The organism is Glycomyces sp. NPDC050141, assembly GCF_055586545.1.
The window spans coordinates 117,732-140,125 of record NZ_JBVJHZ010000009.1 but is presented as its reverse complement, the minus strand read 5'-3'; the positions used below and the strand labels follow the sequence as shown (position 1 = coordinate 140,125).

At 67.7% G+C, this 22,394-nt stretch carries 25 protein-coding genes; 13 read left to right on the top strand and 12 right to left on the bottom strand.

What is annotated here, in order from left to right:
- The first annotated feature begins 195 nt into the window (after positions 1 to 195).
- Positions 196 to 1,710, top strand: a complete 1,515-nt coding sequence (locus ACZ60M_RS08440) for a hypothetical protein (protein ID WP_465416031.1) — start codon at positions 196 to 198, stop codon at positions 1,708 to 1,710.
- A gap of 150 nt (positions 1,711 to 1,860) precedes the next feature.
- Entirely contained in the window at positions 1,861 to 2,565 is a 705-nt protein-coding gene (locus ACZ60M_RS08435) for a hypothetical protein (protein WP_465416029.1), read from the top strand.
- On the opposite strand, the gene ACZ60M_RS08430 is transcribed toward ACZ60M_RS08435, so the two are convergent.
- Both ACZ60M_RS08430 and ACZ60M_RS08425 read right to left on the bottom strand, forming a co-directional pair.
- Positions 2,538 to 2,975: a hypothetical protein gene (locus ACZ60M_RS08430; RefSeq protein WP_465416027.1), complete on the bottom strand. Its 438-nt coding sequence runs from the start codon at positions 2,973 to 2,975 to the stop codon at positions 2,538 to 2,540. The two genes, ACZ60M_RS08435 and ACZ60M_RS08430, sit on opposite strands and share 28 nt — an antisense overlap.
- Entirely contained in the window at positions 2,953 to 3,249 is a 297-nt protein-coding gene (locus ACZ60M_RS08425; RefSeq protein ID WP_465416025.1) for a hypothetical protein, read from the bottom strand. Before ACZ60M_RS08425 ends, ACZ60M_RS08430 begins: the two co-directional genes overlap by 23 nt.
- Before the next feature lie 61 nt (positions 3,250 to 3,310).
- Between ACZ60M_RS08425 and ACZ60M_RS08420 the strand changes: the two genes are divergently transcribed.
- Complete coding sequence (locus ACZ60M_RS08420) at positions 3,311 to 3,502, top strand: hypothetical protein (protein ID WP_465416023.1); 192 nt, start codon at positions 3,311 to 3,313, stop codon at positions 3,500 to 3,502.
- A gap of 78 nt (positions 3,503 to 3,580) precedes the next feature.
- Here the strand turns inward: ACZ60M_RS08420 and ACZ60M_RS08415 are convergent, their stop codons facing one another.
- From ACZ60M_RS08415 to ACZ60M_RS08395, 5 genes are read right to left on the bottom strand one after another with little or no spacing between them, the layout of a single operon-like run.
- Entirely contained in the window at positions 3,581 to 3,994 is a 414-nt protein-coding gene (locus tag ACZ60M_RS08415) for a hypothetical protein (RefSeq protein ID WP_465416022.1), read from the bottom strand.
- Between the two features lie 22 nt (positions 3,995 to 4,016).
- Complete coding sequence (locus ACZ60M_RS08410; RefSeq protein ID WP_465416020.1) at positions 4,017 to 4,604, bottom strand: hypothetical protein; 588 nt, start codon at positions 4,602 to 4,604, stop codon at positions 4,017 to 4,019.
- Positions 4,605 to 4,609: 5 nt separating this feature from the next.
- The gene (locus ACZ60M_RS08405; RefSeq protein ID WP_465416018.1) at positions 4,610 to 5,311 is read right to left on the bottom strand and encodes a WXG100 family type VII secretion target; all 702 of its coding nucleotides are present in this window, start codon (positions 5,309 to 5,311) and stop codon (positions 4,610 to 4,612) included.
- A gap of 3 nt (positions 5,312 to 5,314) precedes the next feature.
- Positions 5,315 to 5,635 (bottom strand): type VII secretion target, encoded by a 321-nt coding sequence (locus tag ACZ60M_RS08400; RefSeq protein WP_465416016.1) that lies wholly within the window; start codon positions 5,633 to 5,635, stop codon positions 5,315 to 5,317.
- Between the two features lie 2 nt (positions 5,636 to 5,637).
- Complete coding sequence (locus ACZ60M_RS08395; RefSeq protein WP_465416014.1) at positions 5,638 to 6,036, bottom strand: YbaB/EbfC family nucleoid-associated protein; 399 nt, start codon at positions 6,034 to 6,036, stop codon at positions 5,638 to 5,640.
- A 199-nt stretch (positions 6,037 to 6,235) separates the two neighbouring features.
- On the opposite strand from ACZ60M_RS08395, the gene ACZ60M_RS08390 reads away from it, so the two are divergent.
- The 3 genes from ACZ60M_RS08390 to ACZ60M_RS08380 all read left to right on the top strand — a co-directional run bounded on the left by ACZ60M_RS08390 (position 6,236) and on the right by ACZ60M_RS08380 (position 9,330).
- Positions 6,236 to 7,075 (top strand): 3'(2'),5'-bisphosphate nucleotidase CysQ, encoded by an 840-nt coding sequence (locus tag ACZ60M_RS08390; RefSeq protein WP_465416012.1) that lies wholly within the window; start codon positions 6,236 to 6,238, stop codon positions 7,073 to 7,075.
- A gap of 66 nt (positions 7,076 to 7,141) precedes the next feature.
- Positions 7,142 to 8,053, top strand: a complete 912-nt coding sequence (cysD, locus tag ACZ60M_RS08385) for a sulfate adenylyltransferase subunit CysD (protein WP_392963572.1) — start codon at positions 7,142 to 7,144, stop codon at positions 8,051 to 8,053.
- Complete coding sequence (locus tag ACZ60M_RS08380; RefSeq protein WP_465416010.1) at positions 8,053 to 9,330, top strand: sulfate adenylyltransferase subunit 1; 1,278 nt, start codon at positions 8,053 to 8,055, stop codon at positions 9,328 to 9,330. The genes cysD and ACZ60M_RS08380 overlap by 1 nt, the downstream gene beginning before the upstream one ends.
- Positions 9,331 to 9,377: 47 nt before the next feature.
- On the opposite strand, the gene ACZ60M_RS08375 is transcribed toward ACZ60M_RS08380, so the two are convergent.
- The 5 genes from ACZ60M_RS08375 to ACZ60M_RS08355 form a co-directional block, all read right to left on the bottom strand.
- The gene (locus tag ACZ60M_RS08375) at positions 9,378 to 9,722 is read right to left on the bottom strand and encodes an MmcQ/YjbR family DNA-binding protein (protein ID WP_465416008.1); all 345 of its coding nucleotides are present in this window, start codon (positions 9,720 to 9,722) and stop codon (positions 9,378 to 9,380) included.
- Between the two features lie 49 nt (positions 9,723 to 9,771).
- On the bottom strand, positions 9,772 to 10,488 hold the full coding sequence (locus tag ACZ60M_RS08370) for a hypothetical protein (protein ID WP_465416006.1): 717 nt from the start codon (positions 10,486 to 10,488) through the stop codon (positions 9,772 to 9,774).
- Positions 10,489 to 10,498: 10 nt separating this feature from the next.
- Positions 10,499 to 11,119: a DUF305 domain-containing protein gene (locus ACZ60M_RS08365; protein ID WP_465416005.1), complete on the bottom strand. Its 621-nt coding sequence runs from the start codon at positions 11,117 to 11,119 to the stop codon at positions 10,499 to 10,501.
- A gap of 93 nt (positions 11,120 to 11,212) precedes the next feature.
- Complete coding sequence (locus ACZ60M_RS08360; RefSeq protein WP_465416003.1) at positions 11,213 to 12,064, bottom strand: DUF3105 domain-containing protein; 852 nt, start codon at positions 12,062 to 12,064, stop codon at positions 11,213 to 11,215.
- Between the two features lie 151 nt (positions 12,065 to 12,215).
- Positions 12,216 to 12,935, bottom strand: coding sequence for a DUF3105 domain-containing protein (locus tag ACZ60M_RS08355; protein ID WP_465416001.1), 720 nt, complete (start codon positions 12,933 to 12,935; stop codon positions 12,216 to 12,218).
- 77 nt (positions 12,936 to 13,012) lie between these two features.
- On the opposite strand from ACZ60M_RS08355, the gene argS reads away from it, so the two are divergent.
- From argS to rpmE, 7 genes are all read left to right on the top strand, one after another.
- Entirely contained in the window at positions 13,013 to 14,662 is a 1,650-nt protein-coding gene (argS, locus tag ACZ60M_RS08350; protein ID WP_465415999.1) for an arginine--tRNA ligase, read from the top strand.
- On the top strand, positions 14,662 to 16,065 hold the full coding sequence (gene lysA / locus ACZ60M_RS08345; RefSeq protein ID WP_465415997.1) for a diaminopimelate decarboxylase: 1,404 nt from the start codon (positions 14,662 to 14,664) through the stop codon (positions 16,063 to 16,065). Before argS ends, lysA begins: the two co-directional genes overlap by 1 nt.
- A gap of 33 nt (positions 16,066 to 16,098) precedes the next feature.
- The gene (locus tag ACZ60M_RS08340; RefSeq protein ID WP_465415995.1) at positions 16,099 to 17,376 is read left to right on the top strand and encodes a homoserine dehydrogenase; all 1,278 of its coding nucleotides are present in this window, start codon (positions 16,099 to 16,101) and stop codon (positions 17,374 to 17,376) included.
- Positions 17,377 to 17,382: 6 nt separating this feature from the next.
- On the top strand, positions 17,383 to 18,486 hold the full coding sequence (gene thrC / locus ACZ60M_RS08335) for a threonine synthase (protein ID WP_465415993.1): 1,104 nt from the start codon (positions 17,383 to 17,385) through the stop codon (positions 18,484 to 18,486).
- A gap of 66 nt (positions 18,487 to 18,552) precedes the next feature.
- On the top strand, positions 18,553 to 19,422 hold the full coding sequence (gene thrB / locus ACZ60M_RS08330) for a homoserine kinase (protein WP_465416070.1): 870 nt from the start codon (positions 18,553 to 18,555) through the stop codon (positions 19,420 to 19,422).
- A gap of 572 nt (positions 19,423 to 19,994) precedes the next feature.
- Positions 19,995 to 21,962: a transcription termination factor Rho gene (rho, locus tag ACZ60M_RS08325; RefSeq protein WP_465415991.1), complete on the top strand. Its 1,968-nt coding sequence runs from the start codon at positions 19,995 to 19,997 to the stop codon at positions 21,960 to 21,962.
- A 160-nt stretch (positions 21,963 to 22,122) separates the two neighbouring features.
- On the top strand, positions 22,123 to 22,356 hold the full coding sequence (gene rpmE / locus ACZ60M_RS08320; protein WP_208495325.1) for a 50S ribosomal protein L31: 234 nt from the start codon (positions 22,123 to 22,125) through the stop codon (positions 22,354 to 22,356).
- Positions 22,357 to 22,394: the final 38 nt, after the last annotated feature.

Below are 22,394 nucleotides of genomic sequence, written 5' to 3'. Positions count from 1 at the left end.
GAATACGCTGGCAACGGCGAACTCGAGGGCCAGGAAGCTGTCGACGGTCAGCAGGCAAGCGCTGATGGTGCCTACCTGTCAGGTGCTCCGTGCGGCAATGGAGACTGCGAAAACACCCACAACCCGGCCGAGGACGCCTGGGTCAAGCTGGTGTCGGCAATCCCGGTCGCGGGTCAGGTCGCAAACTTGAAGTGCGTGGCCACCGGTACCGCTGCTCCGAGCCAGGAAGAAGTCCAGTCGCTCGTCTCGCAGATCAGGCCCCCGGACCCGGACAAGTACGCGCTGAAGGAAGTCGCCCTGAAGTGGCTGATCTTCAACAACGACTTCGCAACCAACGAGGGGACCGCGGTCGAGCCGATCCTCCGGTCGAAGCTTACTGAGCTGTCGAACGGCTGGCAGGGCAACGACTTCGACGCGTTCGCCGAGCAGATGGAGGCCGTGTTCGCCAACTGCGCGCAGATCGCATCTGACATCGGCACCGAGACGACCGGTATGGCCGGTCTGCTCAACCAAAAGGGCGATGAGATCTACAACCTCCAGGGCGCTGGTTCTGGCGAGCTGCCCTACCCGGCCCCGCAGTACTGGGTCGAAGACAAGATGTCGCTCTTCACTGACGGCAGAATCCACGTCCGTGCCCCGTTCACCAACGGGGACTGCGACATCGCCGAGGACTGCACGTTTGCGGGAACTGGAACGACCGATGAGGCGATGGAACTCAGCGGTTTCGACAGCGAGTACACGAACGAGCTGAACCAGTACGTCGTCGACCAGACCGAGTACCACTACACGCGTCTCAAGGCCGAACACGTCAACGGCGTGGACACCACCGGGATGAACGCCACCGAGAAGACCGAGGCGACAACGCTCACCGCGTCGCAAGAGTCCTCGCTGCGTGCTCAAGCTGAGCAGCTTGCTAAGAATGATGCCGACGAGCGCGCCTCGCAGGACTACGAATCAGGCTCTGAGGACTACGAAGCCCGCGCGGCAGAGCAGAACGACACCGTTACCGCTCGCTGGCAAGATGCCGAGACCTCCGCCTCCGAGTTCGTCCCGACCGTCCAGCCGTCCGGCGACACGACCTTCCGCGAGTCCGCTGGCGACCTGAGCGGCTCCGGCTACTCGCCGCCTGGCGGCGGCAACTGGAACGGGTCGGTTGACAGCTCCGGCAGCGCCGGGCTCACTCCGCCCGCGACCTCGTCGAGCTTGAGCGGCGGCAACCTCACTGGCGGCTCGAACACCGGAACCGACTCGGGCCTCAACCCGTGGGAGTCCTCAACCGACGATGACGACGAGACCTCCGGTGGTCTGGCCTCGGGCGGCGGGCTCGGTGCGGGCACGCTGCCCAGCACGGGTCTCGGCGCTGGTGCCGGTACCGGCATGGGCGCGGGCGGCGGCGGTGGCCTCGGCCCTGGGTCCGGCCTCTTCGGTCCGGCCGCTGGCGGCACGGGCGGCATGTCGGGCATGACCGGAGCGGGCGGCGCTGGCCGCGGCGCCGGTGCTGGCGGCATGGGCAAGGGCCAGGGCCTCTTCGGCAAGACGGCCGGAGCCGGCGCAGGCGGCAAGGCCGGCGCCGGAGGCATGATGGGCGGCGGTCGCGGCGCCAACGGCCTCGGCGACGACGAGGACACCAACACCGGCACCTGGCTCACCGAAGACGAAGACGTCTGGGGCCTCGCCCGATTCAACGACGAGAACGACCCCCTCGCCTAACCCGCAACGACAAACAGCGGCGGCCGAGCCCGACAGGACCCGGCCGCCGCGCTGTTTCGCAACCCCTCAACCCGATCCCGTGCCCGCCCAGGTCCGTCGCAAACTCACCCTGGGCGGGCATGTCCTATCCGCGCCATCACTGGAGAGCGAATGACCTACAGCCCGCAGATCCCAACCGGCCCTGTACAACCCGACCGCAAGCCAGCCTCAGTCGGAGTTATCCAGACAGCGGTCGTCCTCATCACGATCGCCACGCCCGCGCTCTACTTCCTGCTGATGCAGCGCATTGTCGGGCTCATGGCAGACCGAGAAGCCTATGGACTGAACGAGCCAGGCGACACTCCGGAGATCCTCGCCCGAGGCGAATTCCTCTACGCCCTCGTGACGGTTTACGCGCTCCCCGCCACCCTCGCGGTCCTTGCACTTCTATCCGCAATCGGCCTCCAGAAGCGCCGCCGCTGGGCACGAATCCTCACCGCGATATGGGTCGGCATCGTGCTGCTGCCCTTGGCCGCCTGGGCTACCGGAGCCGTCATCCTCTGGAAGACCATCCCCGCCCCCACTGGAACCAAGGCCTACTTCCTCGGCCCGGTCGACCCGATCATGCTCAACGCAATCGCTGCCCCGATCGCCTTCCTATCCGCCCTGATCGCCTTCATCCTGATCTTCAAACGAAGCGTCCGCCACTGGGCACCGAAGCAATCCGCAACACAGGCTCCGCCGCAACCCCCGGCCTTCACCGGCCCTCAGGGCTTCGCCCCGCCTCAGGGGTACGCACCGCAATCCGGTTACGCCTCACGGCAGCAGAGCTTTCCTGGACAGCAACCTCACTGGTCCACTGACCCGAATTCGTAGTACATTCTCAGCTCATAGCCCATCGATTCACCTGCGGTGAGTCGCATTGTGCCGCTGTCGAAAACGATCTCGACTCCGATGACTTCGCCGACTTCATTCTGAAGCTCGGCGATGCTTCGAATCTCCTCGAATCCCGCTGCGCCGATGGGAGTATCGAGATCCTCGTACCGCCAGCTCACGGGCGGCCAGGCCCAGGTAGGAAGCCCTGGCCAGGTGCCCTGCTCGACTCGAAGCGTCCAGTCGGTAGCCGAGGTGAAGGTCAGCGATGCCGCACCCGCAAGGATCAGCACATACGAATCTGGTGAGAAGCCGGAGGCTCCGGACCTTGCATCTGCATATGCCAGCACCTTGACGCCCAGCGCACGCCGACCGATCAAATCGATGCCGTTACTGTCGTCCAGCGTCCCCACCGTGCCTCGGATTCGCTACAAGCAGTTGGTCTGCGATGTCGCTCGCTGTGTCCGGGGCGAGTTCGATCTTGGCGAGAAGTTCTTGAAAGAGCACCTTGTCGTCGGGGGCAACGACGACTCGCCCGGCGACAAGCGCGCTCGCGAGCTCGGCGGCAGCAAGCCCCCATTCTCCGACCGAGAAGGCGCTGCGCACGCCCGCTTCGTAGGCGGGCGGAATCCGCCTGCAGTAGCTCTCGACGAGATCCTCGACCTTTGCTGCGTAGTTTCCTGCCATTTTCTAGCGCAGGAATCTGCGCACAGCCTCGCGGAGGCCATCTTCGTCAAGATCGCCTTCCGTGAGTCCCGACCCCGACTTCGAATCCTGGAATACCGTTGGTCCCGACTTCGACAGCCGGATGTCTGATTCGATGGTGAATATCGATCCGTTGCTCATGGTGAACGACACCGGCAACGTGCTCGACACGCTGCGTACCGTCGATCCTGCGACGTCGATTGTGATCATTCTTCCCAGTCTGCCAGTAGGCTAAAGGTTTCATCTGGGTTCATCGAGATCGGTGGCCGACTTGGGAGCGTATTCAAGATCGATCAGCGATCGATCGTTGGGTTTAACCCTGTTCGGCTGCGTAATTTCCAGCCGCAGTATTGCGCAGCCAGAACAACATTGGTGATTCGAGGAACAGAGGGAATTTGGCGGCCCTTGCGACTGCGTCGATCCGGGCTTCGATTTCTGGCAGGGTTCCTTCCCATGCAGTGAATCCGGGGGCTTCGCCGAGCTCTCCGATATCCACCATTCCGGTCCGGACCAAGGATTTCACCGTCTCGATGAGGTGCGGAAAGGTGCTCTTCTCCTGCTCGGCGAGCCAGTGCTCGCGAAGCTCGACAAGGCGTGCCTGAGTTCGGCCTTCCTCCTCGGCAGGGAATCCTTCGAGCAGTCTCGGTCCGTAGACGACCTCGCGTACGACTTCGCTGGCCTCCGCGACTTGCACCCAATCGTCCAATCCACGGGTGAGGATCTCCATTTTCGCCCGCTCGATCTGATCCCTATTCAAGGTGCACCTTCCGCATTCCGGACCCGGGAGTAACGATGTCGATGGTAGCCCCGCCTGAGGCCGAGGAAGTCCGCCACTGGACCATCGTGCCGTCGGGCAGTTTGAAGCGCTCGGGGATCTTCGGAGGAGAACCCGGAACCTGAGTAGCGCCGTCCGTCCAGCTGTCGAAGAACTCCCGCAGCTCGGCTTCCGACTCGACCGTCTTGACGTGCTTGCTCTTGCCGTCAGGCAGGGCGTCGAAGTCGTTCTCAAGATTGCCGGTTGGTTCCACCTTGGAATCTTGAGTCGGAGGGTCCGTCTGGTCTCCGCTATCGGGGTCCTGGGTTTCGGTCCCCTGGTCTTCGGCGCGGCCGGCTTGGCTTTCGGTGTCTCCGGCTTTTAGGACGCCCTCGAAGTCTTCTTGGGCGCTGGTGCCGTTGTAGGTGGAGTCCTTCTTGCGCTGGTCGTCGGTCTTGGGTTTGCCGGTGTTCGGGTCGACAGTGTTGTCGTCGGGGCCGCCGGGGGTGCCGCCGCCGTCTTTGTCTTTGGCGAGCATGAAGGTGATGCCGAGGAGCAGGAGGAGTTTCAGGGTTCGTCGCATCGGAATCAGAGCCCCAGGAGTGCTTTGAGGTTCTGGAGGCTCTGGACGAGGGCCATGCCGTAGCCGAGGATGATCCCGGCCCACTTCACGACGGCCGCGACGATCTGGGCGGCGATGATCGGGAGGGTGACCACGAAGATCGCTTCGATGGCCCAGACGATGACGTGGGCGACCAGTTCGGCGATGAGGTCGCGGACGAGGTCGTGCGTGACTTGGACTAGTCCTCCGGCGCCTTCGGTGGCGGCGGCGAGGGCTTCTGCGGTCGCGCTCATGGCGTTGGCCGCGTTCACGTTGTGCGCCATGAGGGCCTGGTAGGAGTCGGCGGCGTCGCCGCTCCAGCCGGGCATGTCGGTGGCGAGGAACGAGGTCAGGTCTTCGGCGATGGACTTGAGTTCGCTGGACATGTTGGTCCAGGTCTGGGCGTGGGACATGACCACGTCGGCCTTGCCGGTGAGTTCTTCGAGCATCTCGCGGAGGGGCTCGAAATACTCCATGGCCCAGCCGATGCCGTTGGCGAACAGGGCGCTGAAGGGGTCGAGGACCGAGCCGACGACTTCGAGGGCGAAGCCGGAGACGCCGAGGGCGTCGTCCACCCAGCCGTCGGATTTGAAGGCGGCGACCATGTCGAAGTAGCCCTCGACGAGTCCGGCGCCGTCGTAGGCGTGCCGGTCTGATTGGACCGGGGCGATCAATGAGTTGTCCGACATTGCTTAGACCCCCATCCGGCCTTCGAGTTCGGAGAACGCTCCTTGTGATTCGGAGTCGCTGGTCTCGTAGTCGTCGGCGCAGGCGCGCAGGGAGTTGGCGGCGATGGTGAAGTTCTCGGCCAGGTAGGAGGTGACCCTGTCCTGGTCCTGGTGGCGCTGCTCCAGGCATCCGGAGATCCAGCCGCAGAGCAGCCCGTAGGCTTCGTCGTCCTGCTCGATGTGCGTGCTGGCGTTCATGACCGCGTCGAAGCGGCCCTTCAGTTCTTCGAGGTGACCGGCGTGGGCGCGCAGTTCCTCGGGGTCGACTGTGAATCCGTTCCCCATGGCTACCACCGCTCTTCGGGTGCGGCGGGCGGCATGAGCTGGTTGCGGACCCGCTCGGCGATGGCGCGGCCGGCGGCTGAGTCCTCGCCGAGGGTGGTCTCGATGATCTCCTTGGCCTGCTCGGCGACTTGGGCTTTGGCGGCGCGGATGGTGTCCATGATCGCCTGCGAGACGAACTGGAGTTCGACGCGGCGGCTGCGTTCGGAGAGCTGGAGGTCGAGCAGGGTCCCGGTCGAGTCGACGGTCACGGTGACCATGTGGTTCGGGTCCGACATCGTGACCCGGAGGTCCTGCATCCGATCGCTCATTGCCTGCGTATCGGCGGCGAGCTGGTCGATCTTGCCCTTCCACGCCGCTAGGCGTTCGCGGGACTCCTCGGGGCCAGGGATTGCTCCGACCATTGAAACTCCTCGGGGTAGGAGCGACACAAGGGGCTATGCGGCGCTCACGGTCCGAGAGTCTATTGGGTTCGCGCAAATGAGACGGGCCGCGCATTTCACCGCAAGGGGCTCGGCGTCGTGAAATGCGAGGGGTTCTGTATGTTGGGATTGGGTGGCCCAATATTTGGGCGGGGTTGGGCTGCAGCGTAGACTGGCGGGCATGTCTGACGCCCCTGACTCCGCCTCGGCGACCACTGGTTCGGTGACCGGAGTTCCCACTGCTACCCCTGAAGCCGCTTCTGCTGCTGATGTCGCTTTCGCGGCTGAGCTGGCGGCTGGGGCGGGGGAGTTGCTGCTTAAGCTCAGGGCGGAGTTGGGGTTCGCGGACCCCAAGGCGCTCAAGGCTGCCGGGGATTCGCAGGCCAACGACTACCTGCTTGGCCGGGTTGCCTCCGACCGTTCCGGGGATGCTGTCTTGTCTGAGGAAGGCAAGGGTGAGTCCGGGCGGATCGGGACCGCGAGGCTCGGCGCCGACCGGGTCTGGATCATCGATCCACTTGATGGGACTCGTGAGTACTCCGAGGAAGGCCGGGACGACTGGGCCGTGCACGTTGCCCTTTGGCAGCGCGGGCTCGGGCTGACCGCTTCCGCTGTAGCGCTTCCTGCGCAGGGTGTGACGTTGCGCACCGATGAGGTCTACGCCGTCCCCGCCCCGAGGGAGGGCAAGCCGCGTATTGCCGTGTCCCGCACCAGACCACCGGCCGAAGCCGAGGCCGTCGCCGCCGCGCTGGGCGCGGAACTCGTGCCGATGGGCTCCGCCGGTGCCAAGGTCATGGCCGTGGTCGCCGGTACAGTTGACGCCTATGTGCACGCCGGCGGGCAGTTCGAGTGGGACTCCGCCGCTCCCGTAGGGGTGGCCCTCGCCTCCGGCTGGCACGCCACGCGGATCGATGGCGCCCCGCTGCAGTACAACAATGCCGACCCGTACCTGCCGGACCTGCTGGTCTGCCGCCCCGACCTGGCCGGGCCCGCGCTCGAGGCCATCAGAGGGACGAACTGACCACCCGGTCCCCGACCGGATACGACGACAACCGAACACCCCCGAACGGGGTCTGCCGAGAGGAGCATTGCGCCGGTGAGCGACTACCGCATCAGCCACATCGCCGCGCTGGAGGCCGAGGCGATCTTCATCTTCCGTGAAGTCGCGGCCACCTGTCAGCGGCCCGTGCTGCTCTTCTCCGGCGGCAAGGACTCCATCGTCATGCTGCACCTGGCGCAGAAGGCCTTCGCGCCCGCGCCGATCCCGTTCCCGGTCATGCACGTCGACACCGGCCAGAACTTCGCGGAGGTCATCGACTACCGCGACCGCCGCGTCGCCGAGACCGGCGTCCAGCTCATCGTCGCCTCCGTCCAGGACGCGATCGACCGCGGCATGGTCGTGGAACCGCCGGACGGCACCCGCAACCGCATCCAGACCCCCGTGCTCCTGGAAGCGGCCGAGAAGTACCAGTTCGACGCCCTGTTCGGCGGCGCCCGACGCGACGAGGAGAAGGCCCGCGCCAAGGAGCGCGTGTTCTCCTTCCGCGACGACTTCGGCCAGTGGGACCCCAAGAACCAGCGCCCCGAGCTGTGGAACCTGTACAACGGCCGGGTCCACCCGGGCGAGCAGATCCGCGTGTTCCCGCTGTCGAACTGGACCGAGCTCGACGTGTGGCGCTACATCGGCTCCGAGAACATCCCGCTCCCCGAGGTGTACTTCGCCTCCGAGCGCGAGGTCGTGGACCGCGGCGGCATGCTCTTCGCCGTCAACGAGTTCATCCAGCCGCGCGAGGGCGAGGAGGTCTTCTCCGAGAAGGTCCGCTACCGCACCGTCGGCGACGCGAACCTGACCGGCGCCGTCCGGTCGGACGCCACCACGATCGACGAGATCATCGACGAGGTCGCCGCCACGCGCATCACCGAGCGCGGCGCGACCCGCGGCGACGACAAGACCTCCGAGGCCGCGATGGAAGACCGGAAACGGGAAGGCTACTTCTAATGACGGACACCCTGACCCCCCGCGAGGACACGCACGAGCTGCTGCGCTTCGCCACGGCCGGTTCGGTGGACGACGGCAAGTCAACGCTCATCGGCCGCCTCCTGTTCGACTCGAAGGCGCTCTTCGACGACCAGTGGGACGCCGTCGAGGCCGTCTCGGCCGGCCGCGGCGACGAGTACACCGACCTCGCGCTGCTCACCGACGGGCTCCGCTCGGAGCGCGAGCAGGGCATCACCATCGACGTCGCGTACCGGTACTTCTCCACGCCCGAACGCAAGTTCATCATCGCCGACACGCCCGGCCACATCCAGTACACGCGCAACATGGTCACCGGCGCCTCGACCGCCGACCTCGCGCTGATCCTCGTCGACGCCCGCAAGGGCCTCGTGGAGCAGTCGCGCCGCCACGCGTTCCTGTGCTCGCTGCTGCGCGTGCCGCACATGGTCCTGTGCGTCAACAAGATGGACCTCGTCGACTACGACGAGGCCGTCTTCAAGAAGATCGAGAACGAGTTCTCCGCGTTCGCCACGAAGCTCGAGGTGCCGGACCTGACGGTCATCCCGATCTCGGCCCTCAAGGGCGACAACGTGGTCAACCGCTCCGAGAACATGCCGTGGTTCAACGGCCCGAGCCTCCTCCACCACCTGGAGAAGGTCCACATCGCCTCGGACCGCAACCTCGTGGACGTGCGCTTCCCGGTCCAGCACGTGATCCGGCCGCACTCCAGCGACAACCACGACTTCCGCGGCTACGCGGGCCAGGTCGCCTCCGGCGTCATGAAGCCCGGCGACGAGGTCATGGTGCTGCCCAGCGGCTTCACCTCGCGCATCGCGTCGATCGAGACCGCCGACGGCCCGCTCGAAGAGGCCTTCCCGCCCTTGAGCGTCACCGTGCGCCTGGAGGACGAGCTCGACGTCTCCCGCGGCGACATGCTCTGCCGCCCGGGCAACCAGGCCCGAGTCTCCCAGGACATCGAGGCGATGGTCTGCTGGATGGACGAGTCCCGGCCGCTCAAGCTCCGCGGCAAGTACGCCATCAAGCACACCACCGCTGACGTGCGCGCGATCGTCAAGGACGTCCAGTACCAGCTCGACGTCAACACGCTCCACCGCGACGAGACCGCGACCGAGCTGGGGCTCAACGAGATCGGCCGCGTCACGCTCCGCACGACGAAGCCGCTCCTCTGCGACGACTACCGCCGCAACCGCGCCACCGGCGGCTTCATCATCATCGACGAAGCCGACAACCGCACGGTGGGCGCAGGCATCATCGTCTAAGCCAGACAACGGATCAGGGCCCGACCGCGCGAGCGGTCGGGCCCTTTTCACTGCTGCTGCTCGTAGGCTTTGCGGAGGCGGACCGGGGCTTTGAGGAGCCAGGCGTCTTCGATCATTTCGGTGAGGCGTTTGGTGTCGATCGTGTCGAGGTCGATGAGGATCATGGCGTAGCCGTCGTAGTGGGGCGTGGTGAAGAAGGCGGGGTCGGCGGAGGCGAGGAGGGCGGCTTTCTCGGCGGGGTCGCAGACGATGGCGAAGCCGCCTTCGGCCTCGGTGCGGAGGCGGGCGAAGAACCTGCCTTTGACCTTGAGGGAAGGGGTCTGCCAGCTCGTCGTCACTTCGACTTCGGGCAGGCGGGTTGCGATGGCCACTACGTCGTCCCAGGTCGGCATGGCGGGCTCCTCTCGACCCCTCCATGGTCCCGCACGGGTACGACAGCCGCTAAGGGTTGATCCAGTTGCCGATCGTGATGAGGCTGGCGGCGGAGGCGCCGAGGACGGCGGTGGCGACGACGGCCGCGGCGAGGAGGCGCAGCGGCGTCTGGGTCCAGTCGGGGCCGATCTGGTGGCGCATGGCGGGCATGGAGCCGGTGCCGGGCTCGGGCTGGACCGCCTGCTCGGCAGGCGGGAGCTCTTCGCCCTTGGGGCGCATGAAGTTCGCGGTGGGGAGCAGCGTGGTGTCGCCGTTGATGCCGTTGTCCACGCGGACGTGGTCGACCTGGACGGAGACGGGGCCGACCGAGCCGCGCATACCGTCGCCGACGCGCGCGAACTGGGCGGTGTCGCCCGGGCGGTAGCCGCTCAGGCTCGGGCGGGAGTGCTCGCCGGTGAGGCCGGAGGCCGAGCTTTCGCGGCCGACGCGGGGGACCGACCAGTTGTTGAACCCGGGTTCGGAGCTGTGGCGGGGCGCCGAGGGCTGCGAGTAGGCCTGGGGCGGTTCCGTTGCGCCGTAACGGGGCTCGGAGTAGTCGCGCGGTGCGGAGGTCTCCCAGCTGTAGCGGTACCGCGAGCGCGACTCGGAGCGGGGCGGGGCTTCGGCGACGGTGTCCACCTGGATCGTGCGCTGCTCGTCGGTGCGGCCGTCGCCGACCCGGGGGAGTTCCCCCGTGGTCGGGTGCGCCGGGTCGCCGTATCGAGGCCCCCACTGGTCCTGGCTCACAGCGCGGTCCCTACCCTTCGACGGCGTTCAGGACGTTGTCGCGGTGGTTCTCGAGGTTCTCGATCTCGGCCTGCTGCAGGTTGATCGTGCGCCGGGCCGCGTCGACCACGAGCGCGTTGTCGCTGCGTTCGAGCGCGGCCTTCGCCATGTCGACGCCGCCGATGTGGTGGTCGATCATCAGATCGGCGAACATCACGTCAGCTTCGGCCCCGGTGAGGGTCTTGAACTCGGCCATCTGCTCGTCGGTGGCCATGCCGGGCATGAGCCCGCCGTTGTCCTCGCTGTCGTGGGCGTGCTCCTCGCCCGCCCACGCCATCGGCTCGCCCGAGGAGAGCTGGACGCCCCAGTCGCGCAGCCACGAGCGGTACATGCCGATCTCGGCGCTCTGCGTCGTCACGATGTCGTACGCGATCGTCTTCAGCGCCGGGTCGGAGCCGTTCTGCCACTCGTACATGGCCATCTCGACGGCCTGCTGGTGGTGGGTCTGCATGTCGCGCGCGAACCCGGCCTCGACCGAGTCGTTGCCGGGCGCGGAAGTGCCCGCGACCCAGCCGACCGCGAGACCTGCGGCGAGCATCAGCACAGCGGTGATCGCGACCAGCACTGCGGGCATCCGCCACAAGCGGCTCATTCGTCGTCCTCTTCTTCTGGCGGGCGCTCCCCGTGCGGAAGCGCCCGCGGTACTACTTGCCTAACGAGCGTCGCCCCGAAAGGTTCGCGTCGGTCAGCCGGTCGGCATCTGCTGGTCGGCGAGGGTCGTGGTCAGGTCGCTGGTGCACGTCGCGTTCGCCTCGGCCGCGTTGTCGGCGTTCTGGATGTAGAAGTCCATGAACTCGTCGATCTTCGGGTCGTTGACGTCGTCGGTCTGGTACTGGACGCCCCAGGCCTGCACCGAGACGGCCACGCCCATCTCCGGGTACGGGCTCATCAGCGAGTAGTCGCGGCCGTTGACCTTCTCAGCGAGCACCGCGATGCCGTCGCCGTCGACGAGCGCGGGGTCGTAGGTCACCCAGACCGCGCCGTGCTCGAGGGAGTGGACGGCGTTGCCCTCGGCGATCTCCGCGTCGTAGACCGAGCCGGTGCAGTTCTGCCACTGGCTGAGGTGGTCGCCGCCCGCGGGCGGGGAGATCTCGTACTCGGGCACGGCCGTCGGGTCTTCGCCGTCGATGTGGGTCTGCTGCACGACCCAGGGGTTCTCGAGGTCCTCCTCCTTGACGTCGCCGTCCTGGAGGGCCTCGGTGACCTCGGAGTAGTTGGCGTACTCGCCGTAGAAGTCGGTGACGCCTTCCGGCGGCTGGCTCCGGTCCCACACGACGAACACGGCGGCCCCGATCAGGCCGAGCGCGACGACGCCGACGCCGGTGAACGTGAAGATGAGACCCCACGGCTTCGGCTGCTTGACCTGGACGGCGCGGCCCCTGCGGGCGGCGTTCGCGGACGCCGAGGACTTGCTCAGGCCGCCCTTGCTGTCGCCCTTGGCGGCGTCTTTCCTGCCGGCCGGGCCTTTTTCAACGACTGCGCCTTTGCCGGTGCTCTTGCCGGAGCCCTTGCTGGCGGTCTGCTTCTTCGATGCCATATCGCGGGGAGAGCCTTATTCGTCGAGGTCGGGATGAGCCGGAGCGGAGCCGGGAGGGCCCGGTATGAAGTCCACTCGCGTACGCCACCTTACCCGGTCGATCCGGGGCACTCCCTTAGAGCGCGCCTCGAACCGGCCCCCCGCGACCCGCCTACGGGGCGGTGGCCGTCACACCGGCCGAACAGGTCGCGTTCGGCTCCGGGTTGAACCGCTCGTTCAGCACGTACGTGTCCAGGTACTCGCCGATCTTCGGATCGGACACGTCCTCGGTCCGGTACCGGTTCCCCCACGACTGCAGCGACACCGCGACCCCCTGGCCCGGGTACGGGCTCATGAGCGAGTAGTCGCGGGCGTTGACCAGCAGCGCCAGCGCGTCGATGTCGGCCTGCTCCACGAGCTCGGGGTCGTACGTCAGCCACACCGCGCCGTGCTCCATCGAGTGCACGGCGTTGCCGTCGGCGATCGGCCCGTCGTAGACCGAGCCGGTGCACGTCTGCCACGCCGACAGGTGGTTCCCGCCCGCAGGCGGCTGCAGGTCGTAGACCGGGTTCTGGCCGTCCCAGGTGTTCAGCGTGTCCACGTGCTCCTGCTGCGCCACGAACGGGTACTCCAGCTCTTCGGCGGTGGTCTTCCCGTCCTGGATCGCGGCCATGACGGTGACGTAGTCCCCGTACTCGCCGTAGAAGCTCTCCACACCCTCCATCTGGGTCTGCGCCGCGCCGCCGGTCGGCTCGGCGGCGGCCGAACCGTCCCCGTCCGCGCCCGACCCGGGCGTGCAGCCCGCCAGCGCACTGAGCGCGAGAGCGGCGGCGAGGGCGGTCCAGCGGTTGCGAAGCGGGCGCATGTTCGAGGCCTTCCGTCGTGGTTGCACTCAAGCAACCTACCGGTGCAGGCCACAAGGTCGTTTCTCACTCGCGCGCGTCGAACCGCGGCGTCTACGATTACCGGGTGACTCCTGAGACGCTCGCAGAGAAAGTGCTGTCCGCTACGCGCGCCGCGTTCGAGGCTTTGAACCTCGACGCCGCCGTACTGCCCGCCCAGACGGCGGTGGAGCGACCCAGGGACCCCAAGCACGGCGACTACGCCTCCAACATCGCGCTGCAGACCGCCAAGAAGGCCGGCACGAACCCGCGCGCGCTCGCCGAGAAGATCGCCGAGCACCTCGCCGCCACCGACGGCATCGCCAAGGTCGAGCTCGCCGGACCCGGCTTCCTGAACATCACCCTCGACGCGGCCGCCGCAGGCGAGATCGCCGGGAAGATCGTCGCCGCCGGGCCGTCCTACGGCGACAACGCCTCCATGGCCGATCAGCACATCAACCTCGAGTTCGTGTCCGCGAACCCGACCGGGCCCGTCCACGTCGGCGGCACCCGCTGGGCCGCCGTCGGCGACGCGCTGGCCCGGGTCATGCGCGCCTCCGGCGCGAAGGTCACCGCCGAGTACTACTTCAACGACGCGGGCGTGCAGGTCAACAACTTCGCCGCGTCGCTCCTCGCCAGCGCCAAGGGCGAGCCGACCCCCGAGAACGGCTACGCCGGCGAGTACATCGGCGACATCGCCCAGGCCGTGCTCAAGGCCCGGCCCGACGCGCTCGAAGACGACGACCCGCAGGCGGTCTTCCACGAGGTCGGCGTCGAGCTGATGTTCACCGAGATCAAGCGGGACCTCGACAACTTCGGCACCCACTTCGACGTGTACTTCAACGAGAAGGACCTGCACGACAAGGGCGAGCTCGACGCCGCCGTCGCGCGCCTCGACGAGCAGGGCCACATCTTCGAGTCCGAAGGCGCGGTATTCCTGCGCACCACCGTCTTCGGCGACGACAAGGACCGGGCGCTCAAGAAGTCCAACGGCGAGTGGACCTACTTCGCCGCCGACTGCGCCTACTACCTCGACAAGCGCGAGCGCGGCTTCGAGAAGCTCGTGCTCATGCTCGGCGCCGACCACCACGGCTACGTCGGCCGCATGCAGGCCATGAGCCAGGCCTTCGGCGACAAGCCCGGCACGCTCGAGATCCTCATCGGCCAGATGGTCAACCTGCTCAAGGACGGCCAGCCCGTCCGCATGGGCAAGCGGTACGGCAACGTCATCACCCTCAACGACATCGTCGAGGCCATCGGCGTCGACGCCGCCCGGTACGTCCTCGCCCGCTACTCCTCGGACTCGACGATCGACATCGACATCGACCTGTGGACCAAGCACGGCAACGACAACCCGGTCTACTACGTGCAGTACGCGCACGCCCGGACCTCCGGCGTGCTCCGCAACGCCGCCGAGCGCAATGTCGACAAGGCCGAGGCCTACGACCCGTCGCTCCTGGACCACCCGCGCGAATCCGACCTGCTCAAGGCCCTCGCCGAGTTCCCGGCCGTCGTCGCCACCGCCGCCGAGCTGCGCGAACCGCACCGGATCGCCCGGTACGCCGAAGAGCTCGCCGCCGCCTACCACCGGTTCCAGCACGACTGCCGCGTCCTGCCCTTCCCCGATGAGGAGACCACCCCGGTCAACCAGGCCCGCCTCTGGCTGGTCGACGCCACCCGCGTCGTCCTCGCCAACGCGCTCGGCCTGCTCGGCGTCTCCGCTCCGGAGCGCATGTAATGCGGACCCACGAAGCCGGCGCACTGCACGGCGACTTCGACTACTCCGCGCTGCGCCCCGGCTGGCTCGGCGTCCCCGAGGATGTCAACACGCTGCTCCCGCAGCTGTGGGCTTCGAACGTCGAACGCGCCGAGGACGGCGTGCTGCACATCGGCGGCCTCTCCGTAGAGCAGCTCGCCGCCGAGTACGGCACGCCCGCGTACGTCTTCGACGAAGACGACTTCCGCGCCCGCTGCCGCGCCTGGATCGAGGCCTTCGACGGCGCCGACGTCTTCTACGCCTCCAAGGCGTTCTGCTCCAAGGCCGTGCTCCGCGCCGCCGCCGAAGAAGGCCTCTTCGTCGACGTCTGCACCGCCGGTGAACTCGCCGTCGCCCTCGCCGCCGGGCTCGACCCCGCCCGGCTCGGCCTCCACGGCAACAACAAGTCGCTCGCCGAACTGCGCCAGGCCGTCGAGATCGGCGTCGGCCGCATCGTCGCCGACTCCTTCACCGAGATCGACCGCCTCGAAGCCCTCGCCGCCGAACTCGGCAAGCGCCCGAACGTGATGATCCGCGTCAATGTCGGCGTCGAGGCCCACACCCACGAGTTCATCGCCACCGCCCACGAGGACCAGAAGTTCGGCTTCTCCCTCGCCGGAGGCGCCGCCTACGAGGCCGCCAGCCGCGTAGTGAACGCCCCGCACCTCGAACTCCTCGGCCTCCACTCCCACATCGGCTCCCAGATCTTCGACACCTCCGCGTTCGAGATCTCCGCCGCCCGCGTCGCCCGCCTCCACGCCAAACTCCAGTCCGACTTCGAAATCGAGATCCCCGAGATGGACCTCGGCGGCGGCTTCGGCATGGCCTACACCAGCCAGGACGACCCGCAGCCGCCCGCCGACATCGCCGCGTCCCTGCGCAAGATCGTCGACGAAGAGTGCGCCGCCGCAGGCATCGACGTCCCGCGCCTCTCCATCGAACCCGGACGCAGCCTCATCGGCCCGACCATGTTCACCCTCTACGAGGTCGGCACCGTCAAGCCCGTCACCCTCGCCGGAGACGCCGCCCGCCTCTACGTCTCCGTCGACGGCGGCATCAGCGACAACATCCGCACCGCGCTCTACGACGCCACCTACTCCGCGACGCTCGCCTCACGTTCCTCCGACGCGACGCCCGCACTCGCCCGAGTAGTGGGAAAGCATTGCGAAGCAGGCGACATTGTTGTTAAAGATGAATTCCTCCCGGCCGACGTCGCGCCGGGCGACCTGATCGCAGTCCCTGGAACCGGCGCCTACTGCCGCTCCATGGGCTCGAACTACAACCACGTGCCCCGCCCGCCGGTCGTCGCCGTCCGGAACGGCGAGGCCCGCGTGATCGTGGCGCGCGAGACCGTAGACGACCTGCTTCGCCTCGATCTCGGCTAGGCGCCAACCCAACTAGGAAGAGGAACACCAGCGATGAAACTCGCGCTACTCGGATGCGGCAACGTCGGCAGTGAAGTCGTGCGCCTCATGCGAACGCGCGGGGAGGAGCTGGCGTCCCGAGTAGGGGAGCCCGTCGAGATCGTCGGCATCGCCGTGCGCCGCCTCGACCGCGACCGCTCCCACCTGCCCGTGGAGAAGGAACTCTTCACCACCGACGCGCTCAGCCTCGTCAAACGGCCCGACGTGGACATCGTCGTCGAGGTCGCCGGGGGCATCGAGCCCGCCCGCACCTGGATCACTACCGCGCTGGCCGAGGGCAAGTCGGTCGTGACCGCGAACAAGGCCCTGCTCGCCGAGGACGGCCCGGCCCTGTCGGCCGCCGCGAAGGCGGGCGGCGCGGACCTCTACTACGAGGCCGCCGCCGCTGCCGCGATCCCGCTGATGCGCCCGCTGCGCGAGTCGCTGCACGGCGACACGATCAACCGCGTGCTCGGCATCGTCAACGGCACCACGAACTACATCCTCAGCCAGATGTCGCAGACCGGCGCCGCGTTCGAGGAGGCCCTCAGCGAGGCCACCGAGCTCGGGTACGCCGAGGCCGACCCGACCGCCGACGTCGACAACTACGACGCCGCCGCGAAGGCCGCGCTCATCGCGTCGCTCGCGTTCCACACGCACATCGACCTCGGCGACGTCTACCGCGAGGGCATCCGGGACGTCTCCGCCGCCGACATCGCGTCGGCCGCCGCCCAGGGCCGCGTCGTCAAGCCGCTGTGTATCGCCACCCGGGAGGCCGACGGCGTGTCCGTGCGCGTCCACCCGGCGATGATCCCGGCGACCCACCCGCTCGCGAACGTCAACGGCGCGTACAACGCCGTGTTCGTCGAGGCCGAGTCCGCCGGGCGCCTCATGTTCTACGGAGCGGGAGCGGGCGGCACCGAGACCGCGTCGGCCGTGCTCGGCGATATCGTGGCCGTGGCGCGCAACAAGCGCGGCGGGATCACCGCCTTCCCGCCCGAGGCCGCCTACCAGGACCTGCCGGTGAAACCCATCGGCGAGGCCCGCACCAGGTACCACGTCAGCCTCGACGTGGTCGACGAGCCCGGCGTGCTCGCCCGCGTGGCGGCCACCTTCGCCCACCACGGCGTCAGCCTCGCCACCGTGCATCAATCCGGCCAGGGCGACGAGGCCCGGCTTGTAGTCGTCACCCACACGGCCGCCGACAAGCAGTTGTCGGACACCGTGGAGGAACTGTCGCAACTGACCTCGGTGCACCAAGTCACCTCCGTCATGCGCGTCGAAGGAGAATAGGACGCCATGTCCACTGGCACTGTGCCAATTTATGGCTCGCAAGCTTCGCCAAGCGGGCGCCCGGGGTGGCGCGGCCTCATCGAGGAATTCCGCGACCGGCTCCCGGTCACCGACGCCACCCCCGTGGTCACCCTGCAGGAGGGCGGCACCCCGCTGCTGCCCGCCCCGGTCCTCTCCGCGAAGACCGGCTGCGACGTCTACCTGAAGGTCGAGGGCCTGAACCCGACCGGCTCCTTCAAGGACCGCGGCATGACGCTCGCGGTCTCGAAGGCCGTCGAGGACGGCTCGAAGGCCGTCATCTGCGCCTCCACGGGCAACACCTCCGCTTCGGCCGCCGCCTACGCCGCCCGCGCGGGCATCACGTGCGCGGTGCTGATCCCGGCCGGGAAGATCGCCCTCGGCAAGCTCGCCCAGGCGCTCGTCCACGGCGCGAAGGTGCTCCAGGTCGACGGCAACTTCGACGACTGCCTCGCCATCGCCGACAAGCTCGCCGCCGAGTACCCGGTGACGCTCGTCAACCACCTGAACTACAACCGCATCCTCGGGCAGAAGACCGCCGCGTACGAGGTCGTGCAGGTCCTCGGCGACGCCCCGGACATCCACTGCCTCCCGGTCGGCAACGCGGGCAACATCACCGCGTACTGGCTGGGCTACAACGAGGACCACGCCGCGGGCAACTCGAAGAAGCTGCCCCGGATGCTCGGCGTCCAGGCCGCCGGCTCGGCCCCGATCGTCGACGGCCACGTCGTGGAGCACCCGCAGACCATCGCCACCGCCATCCGCATCGGCAACCCGGCCTCGTGGACGAAGGCGCTCGACGCCAAGAAGGAGTCGAACGGCGACATCATCGCCGCCACCGACCGCGAGATCCACGCCGCGTACATGCTCCTCGCCCGTTCTGAAGGCGTCTTCGTCGAGCTCGCCTCGGCCGCCTCGGTCGCCGGGCTCCTCAAGCAGGCCGAAGCCGGTTGGGTCGAGAAGGGACAGACGATCGTCTGCACCGTCACCGGCAACGGGCTCAAGGACCCCGACTGGGCCGTCTCCACCGCGCCGCAGCCGCACACCGTGCCCGTGGACGTGGTCAAGACCGCTACTGCCCTGGGTCTTTAGTTGGAGGCCTTCGCTCTGCAAAGTTACAGCTCCGCAAGCGTCGCCGAGGGCGGGCCCCGCGCCACCGTGCGGGTCCCGGCCACCTCCGCCAACCTCGGCCCCGGCTTCGACTCGCTCGGCCTCGCCCTCGACCTCTGCGACGAGGTCACGGCCGAGGCCACGAGCGGCACCGCCGTCACCGTGGAAGTCCAGGGTGAAGGCGAGGGCACCGTGCCCCTCGACGAACGCCACCTCGTGGCCGCCACGATGCTGCGCACCTTCAAGCACCTCGGTCTCTCGGCCCCGGGCCTGAAGGTCAAGTGCCGCAACCGCATCCCGCACGCGCGCGGTCTCGGTTCCTCGTCGGCGGCGATCGTCGCGGGCATCATGCTCGCCGACGCCCTCGCCGGTGCGGGCATGACCCGCGCGCAGAAACTGGCCCTGGCCAGCGAGATCGAGGGCCACCCGGACAACGTCGCCCCGTGCCTCCTCGGCGGCTTCACCATTGCCTACTCCACAGGGGACGGCGCGAAGGCGATCAGCCTCGACCCGTCGCCGCGCGTCCACCCGTGGGTGTTCGTGCCGCAGTCCAGGGGCCTGACCTCGGTCGCCCGTGCGGCCCTGCCCGAGAAGGTCCCGCACACCGACGCGGTGTTCAACCTCTCCCGCTCCGCGCTGCTCGCCGCTGCGATCACGCACCACCCGTCGCGCCTATTCGACGCCACTGACGACCGGCTGCACCAGTCGTACCGGGCCAAGGGAATGCCGGAAAGCACCCATTTGTTGAGGGCATTGCGCTCCGCTGGAATCGCAGCCGCGATCTCCGGTGCGGGTCCCACGGTGCTCGCACTAACGGTCGACGACGCGCGCGTCCCCGAAGTCCCCGCCGGTTTCGAGGCCATGCGCCTGGAAGTCGCCGACGGTGCCGTACAGGTCGCGACCTCCCCGAACGAGTGATCCTCGGGTCCGTTGTTGAGAATGGGAAGAGTGCGCTACCATTCCAGTTAGACGACCACCCGGTGTCGTGACTGCTCGAAGCCTTGCTTATGCTTGTGGTCACAACAGCTGCGGCGCATCCAGCGCACGCCTGATCTCTTGTTTGGGTCATCACCCTCAACCATGGATTTGTGACTTTGCATAGCTCCAGCGTGGCATGGCACGGTTTCGACCAAGGAACAGTCGCTGTCCGCTTGTGGCGCCGGGCCTCCGCCCGGATCGGATCGCAAAGGCGAGGATCGCAATCAGCGGAGATCGCAATCACGTGTCTCACCGTGCACGATCATTCATCGCAAGCTGTCCAGTCGCAGGCCCAGAGGCTGCTCACCACGATCAGGACCGTCTGCTCAGCGGACAGCCCAGGGGTGTTGCACCCAGTGTCAACTGTCGTCTTCCAACCGCCGAGGTCACGTCGTGACCGGAAGCGGCCGAAGCGATGGCGGGACGCAGACCAGAACATCGGCATTGCGGCTATTTGAAAGACGCGGAAACTCCTCGAATCCACTTCGAAGTTCCGCCAGGGAAGGAATCCATTGAGCGACACCACCGGCACGACGTCGGACCGGATGAGCGATGAGGCTTCGGCTGCGGAAGAGATTCCGGAAGCCAAGAAGCGCCGTCGGGCAGGAACCGGTCTGGCCTCTATGCTGATGCCCGAGCTCCAGCAGATGGCGCAATCGCTCGGCATCACCGGCGTTGGCCGGATGCGCAAGAGCGAGCTGATCGCCGCCATCCAGGAACGGCAGGATGCGGGCTCGCAGCCCGGCGGTGCCAGCGCGGAAAAGGAGGCCCCGCCAGTGCCTGACTCTGACCAAACGCCCATCGCCGAGGCCCCGTCGACCACAGTCGACGCCGCGCCCGCCGACAACGGCTCCGAGAGTGCAGAGGCCAAGGGCGGCACCGCCGCCCGCCGGGCGACCCGCCCGGCCGGTCCGCCGCAGCCGCGTCGCCGTGAAGAGCGTCAGACCGAAGCCGTTGAGCCCGAAGCCCAGTCGTCGTCCGTTGCGACCATCGAGTCCGATGAGGACCGTCCGCAGCGCCGTCGGAGCCGCGAACGCGGACGCGAGAACCGCGAAGGCGGTCGCGAGAACGGCCGCCGCGAGGACCGCCCGGAGCGCATTGAGCGCGCCGAGCGTTCGGAGCAGTCCGAGGCCCGCACCGAGACCCGCGAGCGCCGCAACGAGGACGACGGTTACGACGACCGCGGTCCCCGCGACGGCGACGGCGACAACCGCCGCCGCAAGCGCCGCGACCGCTCCGACCGCCGCCAGCGCGGCGGGCGCGACGAGTCGCCCGAGCGCGGTGGCAACACCGGCGGCGGCGTCCAGAACGACGAGCAGCTCGTGCCCGTCGCCGGCATCCTCGACATCCTCGACAACTACGCGTTCATCCGCACCACCGGCTACCTCGCCGGCCCGGACGACGTGTACGTCTCGATGTCGCAGGTCCGCAAGTACCGCCTGCGCCGCGGCGACGCCATCACCGGCGCCGTCAAGCCCAGCCGCGGTGGCGGCGAGGAGACGAACGGCCAGGGCGGCAAGCAGCAGCAGCAGCGCCGCGAGAAGTACAACCCGCTGGTCCGCCTCGACACCGTCAACGGGATGAGCCCCGACGACGCGAAGAAGCGCGACGAGTTCTACAAGCTCACGCCGCTCTACCCGCAGGAGCGCCTGCGCCTGGAGACCGAGCCGAACGCGATCACCACCCGCGTCATCGACCTCGTCGCTCCGATCGGCAAGGGCCAGCGCGCCCTCATCGTCTCCCCGCCGAAGGCCGGTAAGACGATGGTGCTGCAGGCGATCGCCAACGCGATCACCACGAACAACCCCGAGTGCCACCTCATGGTGGTCCTCGCGGACGAGCGGCCCGAAGAGGTCACCGACATGCAGCGTTCGGTGAAGGGCGAGGTCATCGCCTCGACCTTCGACCGCCCGCCGTCGGACCACACCACGGTCGCCGAGCTCGCGATCGAGCGCGCCAAGCGCCTGGTCGAGCTCGGCCACGACGTGGTCGTGCTGCTCGACTCGATCACGCGACTGGGCCGCGCGTACAACAACTCGTCGCCCGCTTCCGGCCGCATTCTGTCCGGTGGTATCGACTCGACGGCGCTGTACCCGCCGAAGCGCTTCCTCGGCGCGGCGCGGAACATCGAGCACGGCGGGTCGCTGACCATCATCGGCACGGCGCTGGTCGAGACCGGCTCCATGGGCGACACGGTGATCTTCGAAGAGTTCAAGGGCACGGGTAACGCCGAGCTCAAGCTCGACCGCAAGATCTCCGAGAAGCGCACGTGGCCCGCGATCGACGTGCACCAGTCGAGCACCCGCAAGGACGAGCTCATGATGAGCCCCGAGGAGCAGGCAGTGATGCTGAAGCTCCGCCGGGTCCTGTCGTCGCTCGACCCGCAGCAGGCGATCGACCTGCTGATCGACCGGTTGAAGAAGACGCAGACGAACGCCGAGTTCCTGATGCAGATCGTCAAGAACACGCCCGGCGAGTAATCGTGTGAGACGTGAGGCCGCCCTGGTTGAGAGCGGCCTCACGCCTTAACATAGGTAGCTGGTGCGCAGGTCGCGCACCCCACTAGCGCCCGCTCGCGGGCCTGATGCGGTTCCGGTTCACGGTTTCGGCCGACCCGGCGACCGATACGAAAGGGAAGTCATGAAAGACGGGATCCACCCCCAGTACGTCGTCACCGAGGTGACCTGCTCCTGCGGGAACGCGTTCACCACCCGGTCGACGGTGGCCAGTGGCAAGATCCAGGCTGCGACCTGCAACAAGTGCCACCCGTTCTACACCGGTAAGCAGCGCATCCTCGACACCGGCGGTCGCGTGGCCAAGTTCAAGGCCCGCTACGCCAAGACGCAGGAGAAGGCCGCTCAGGCTGCCAAGTAGCTTTGCCGCGCAGCGCTCGTGTCTATTGACGCGGGCGC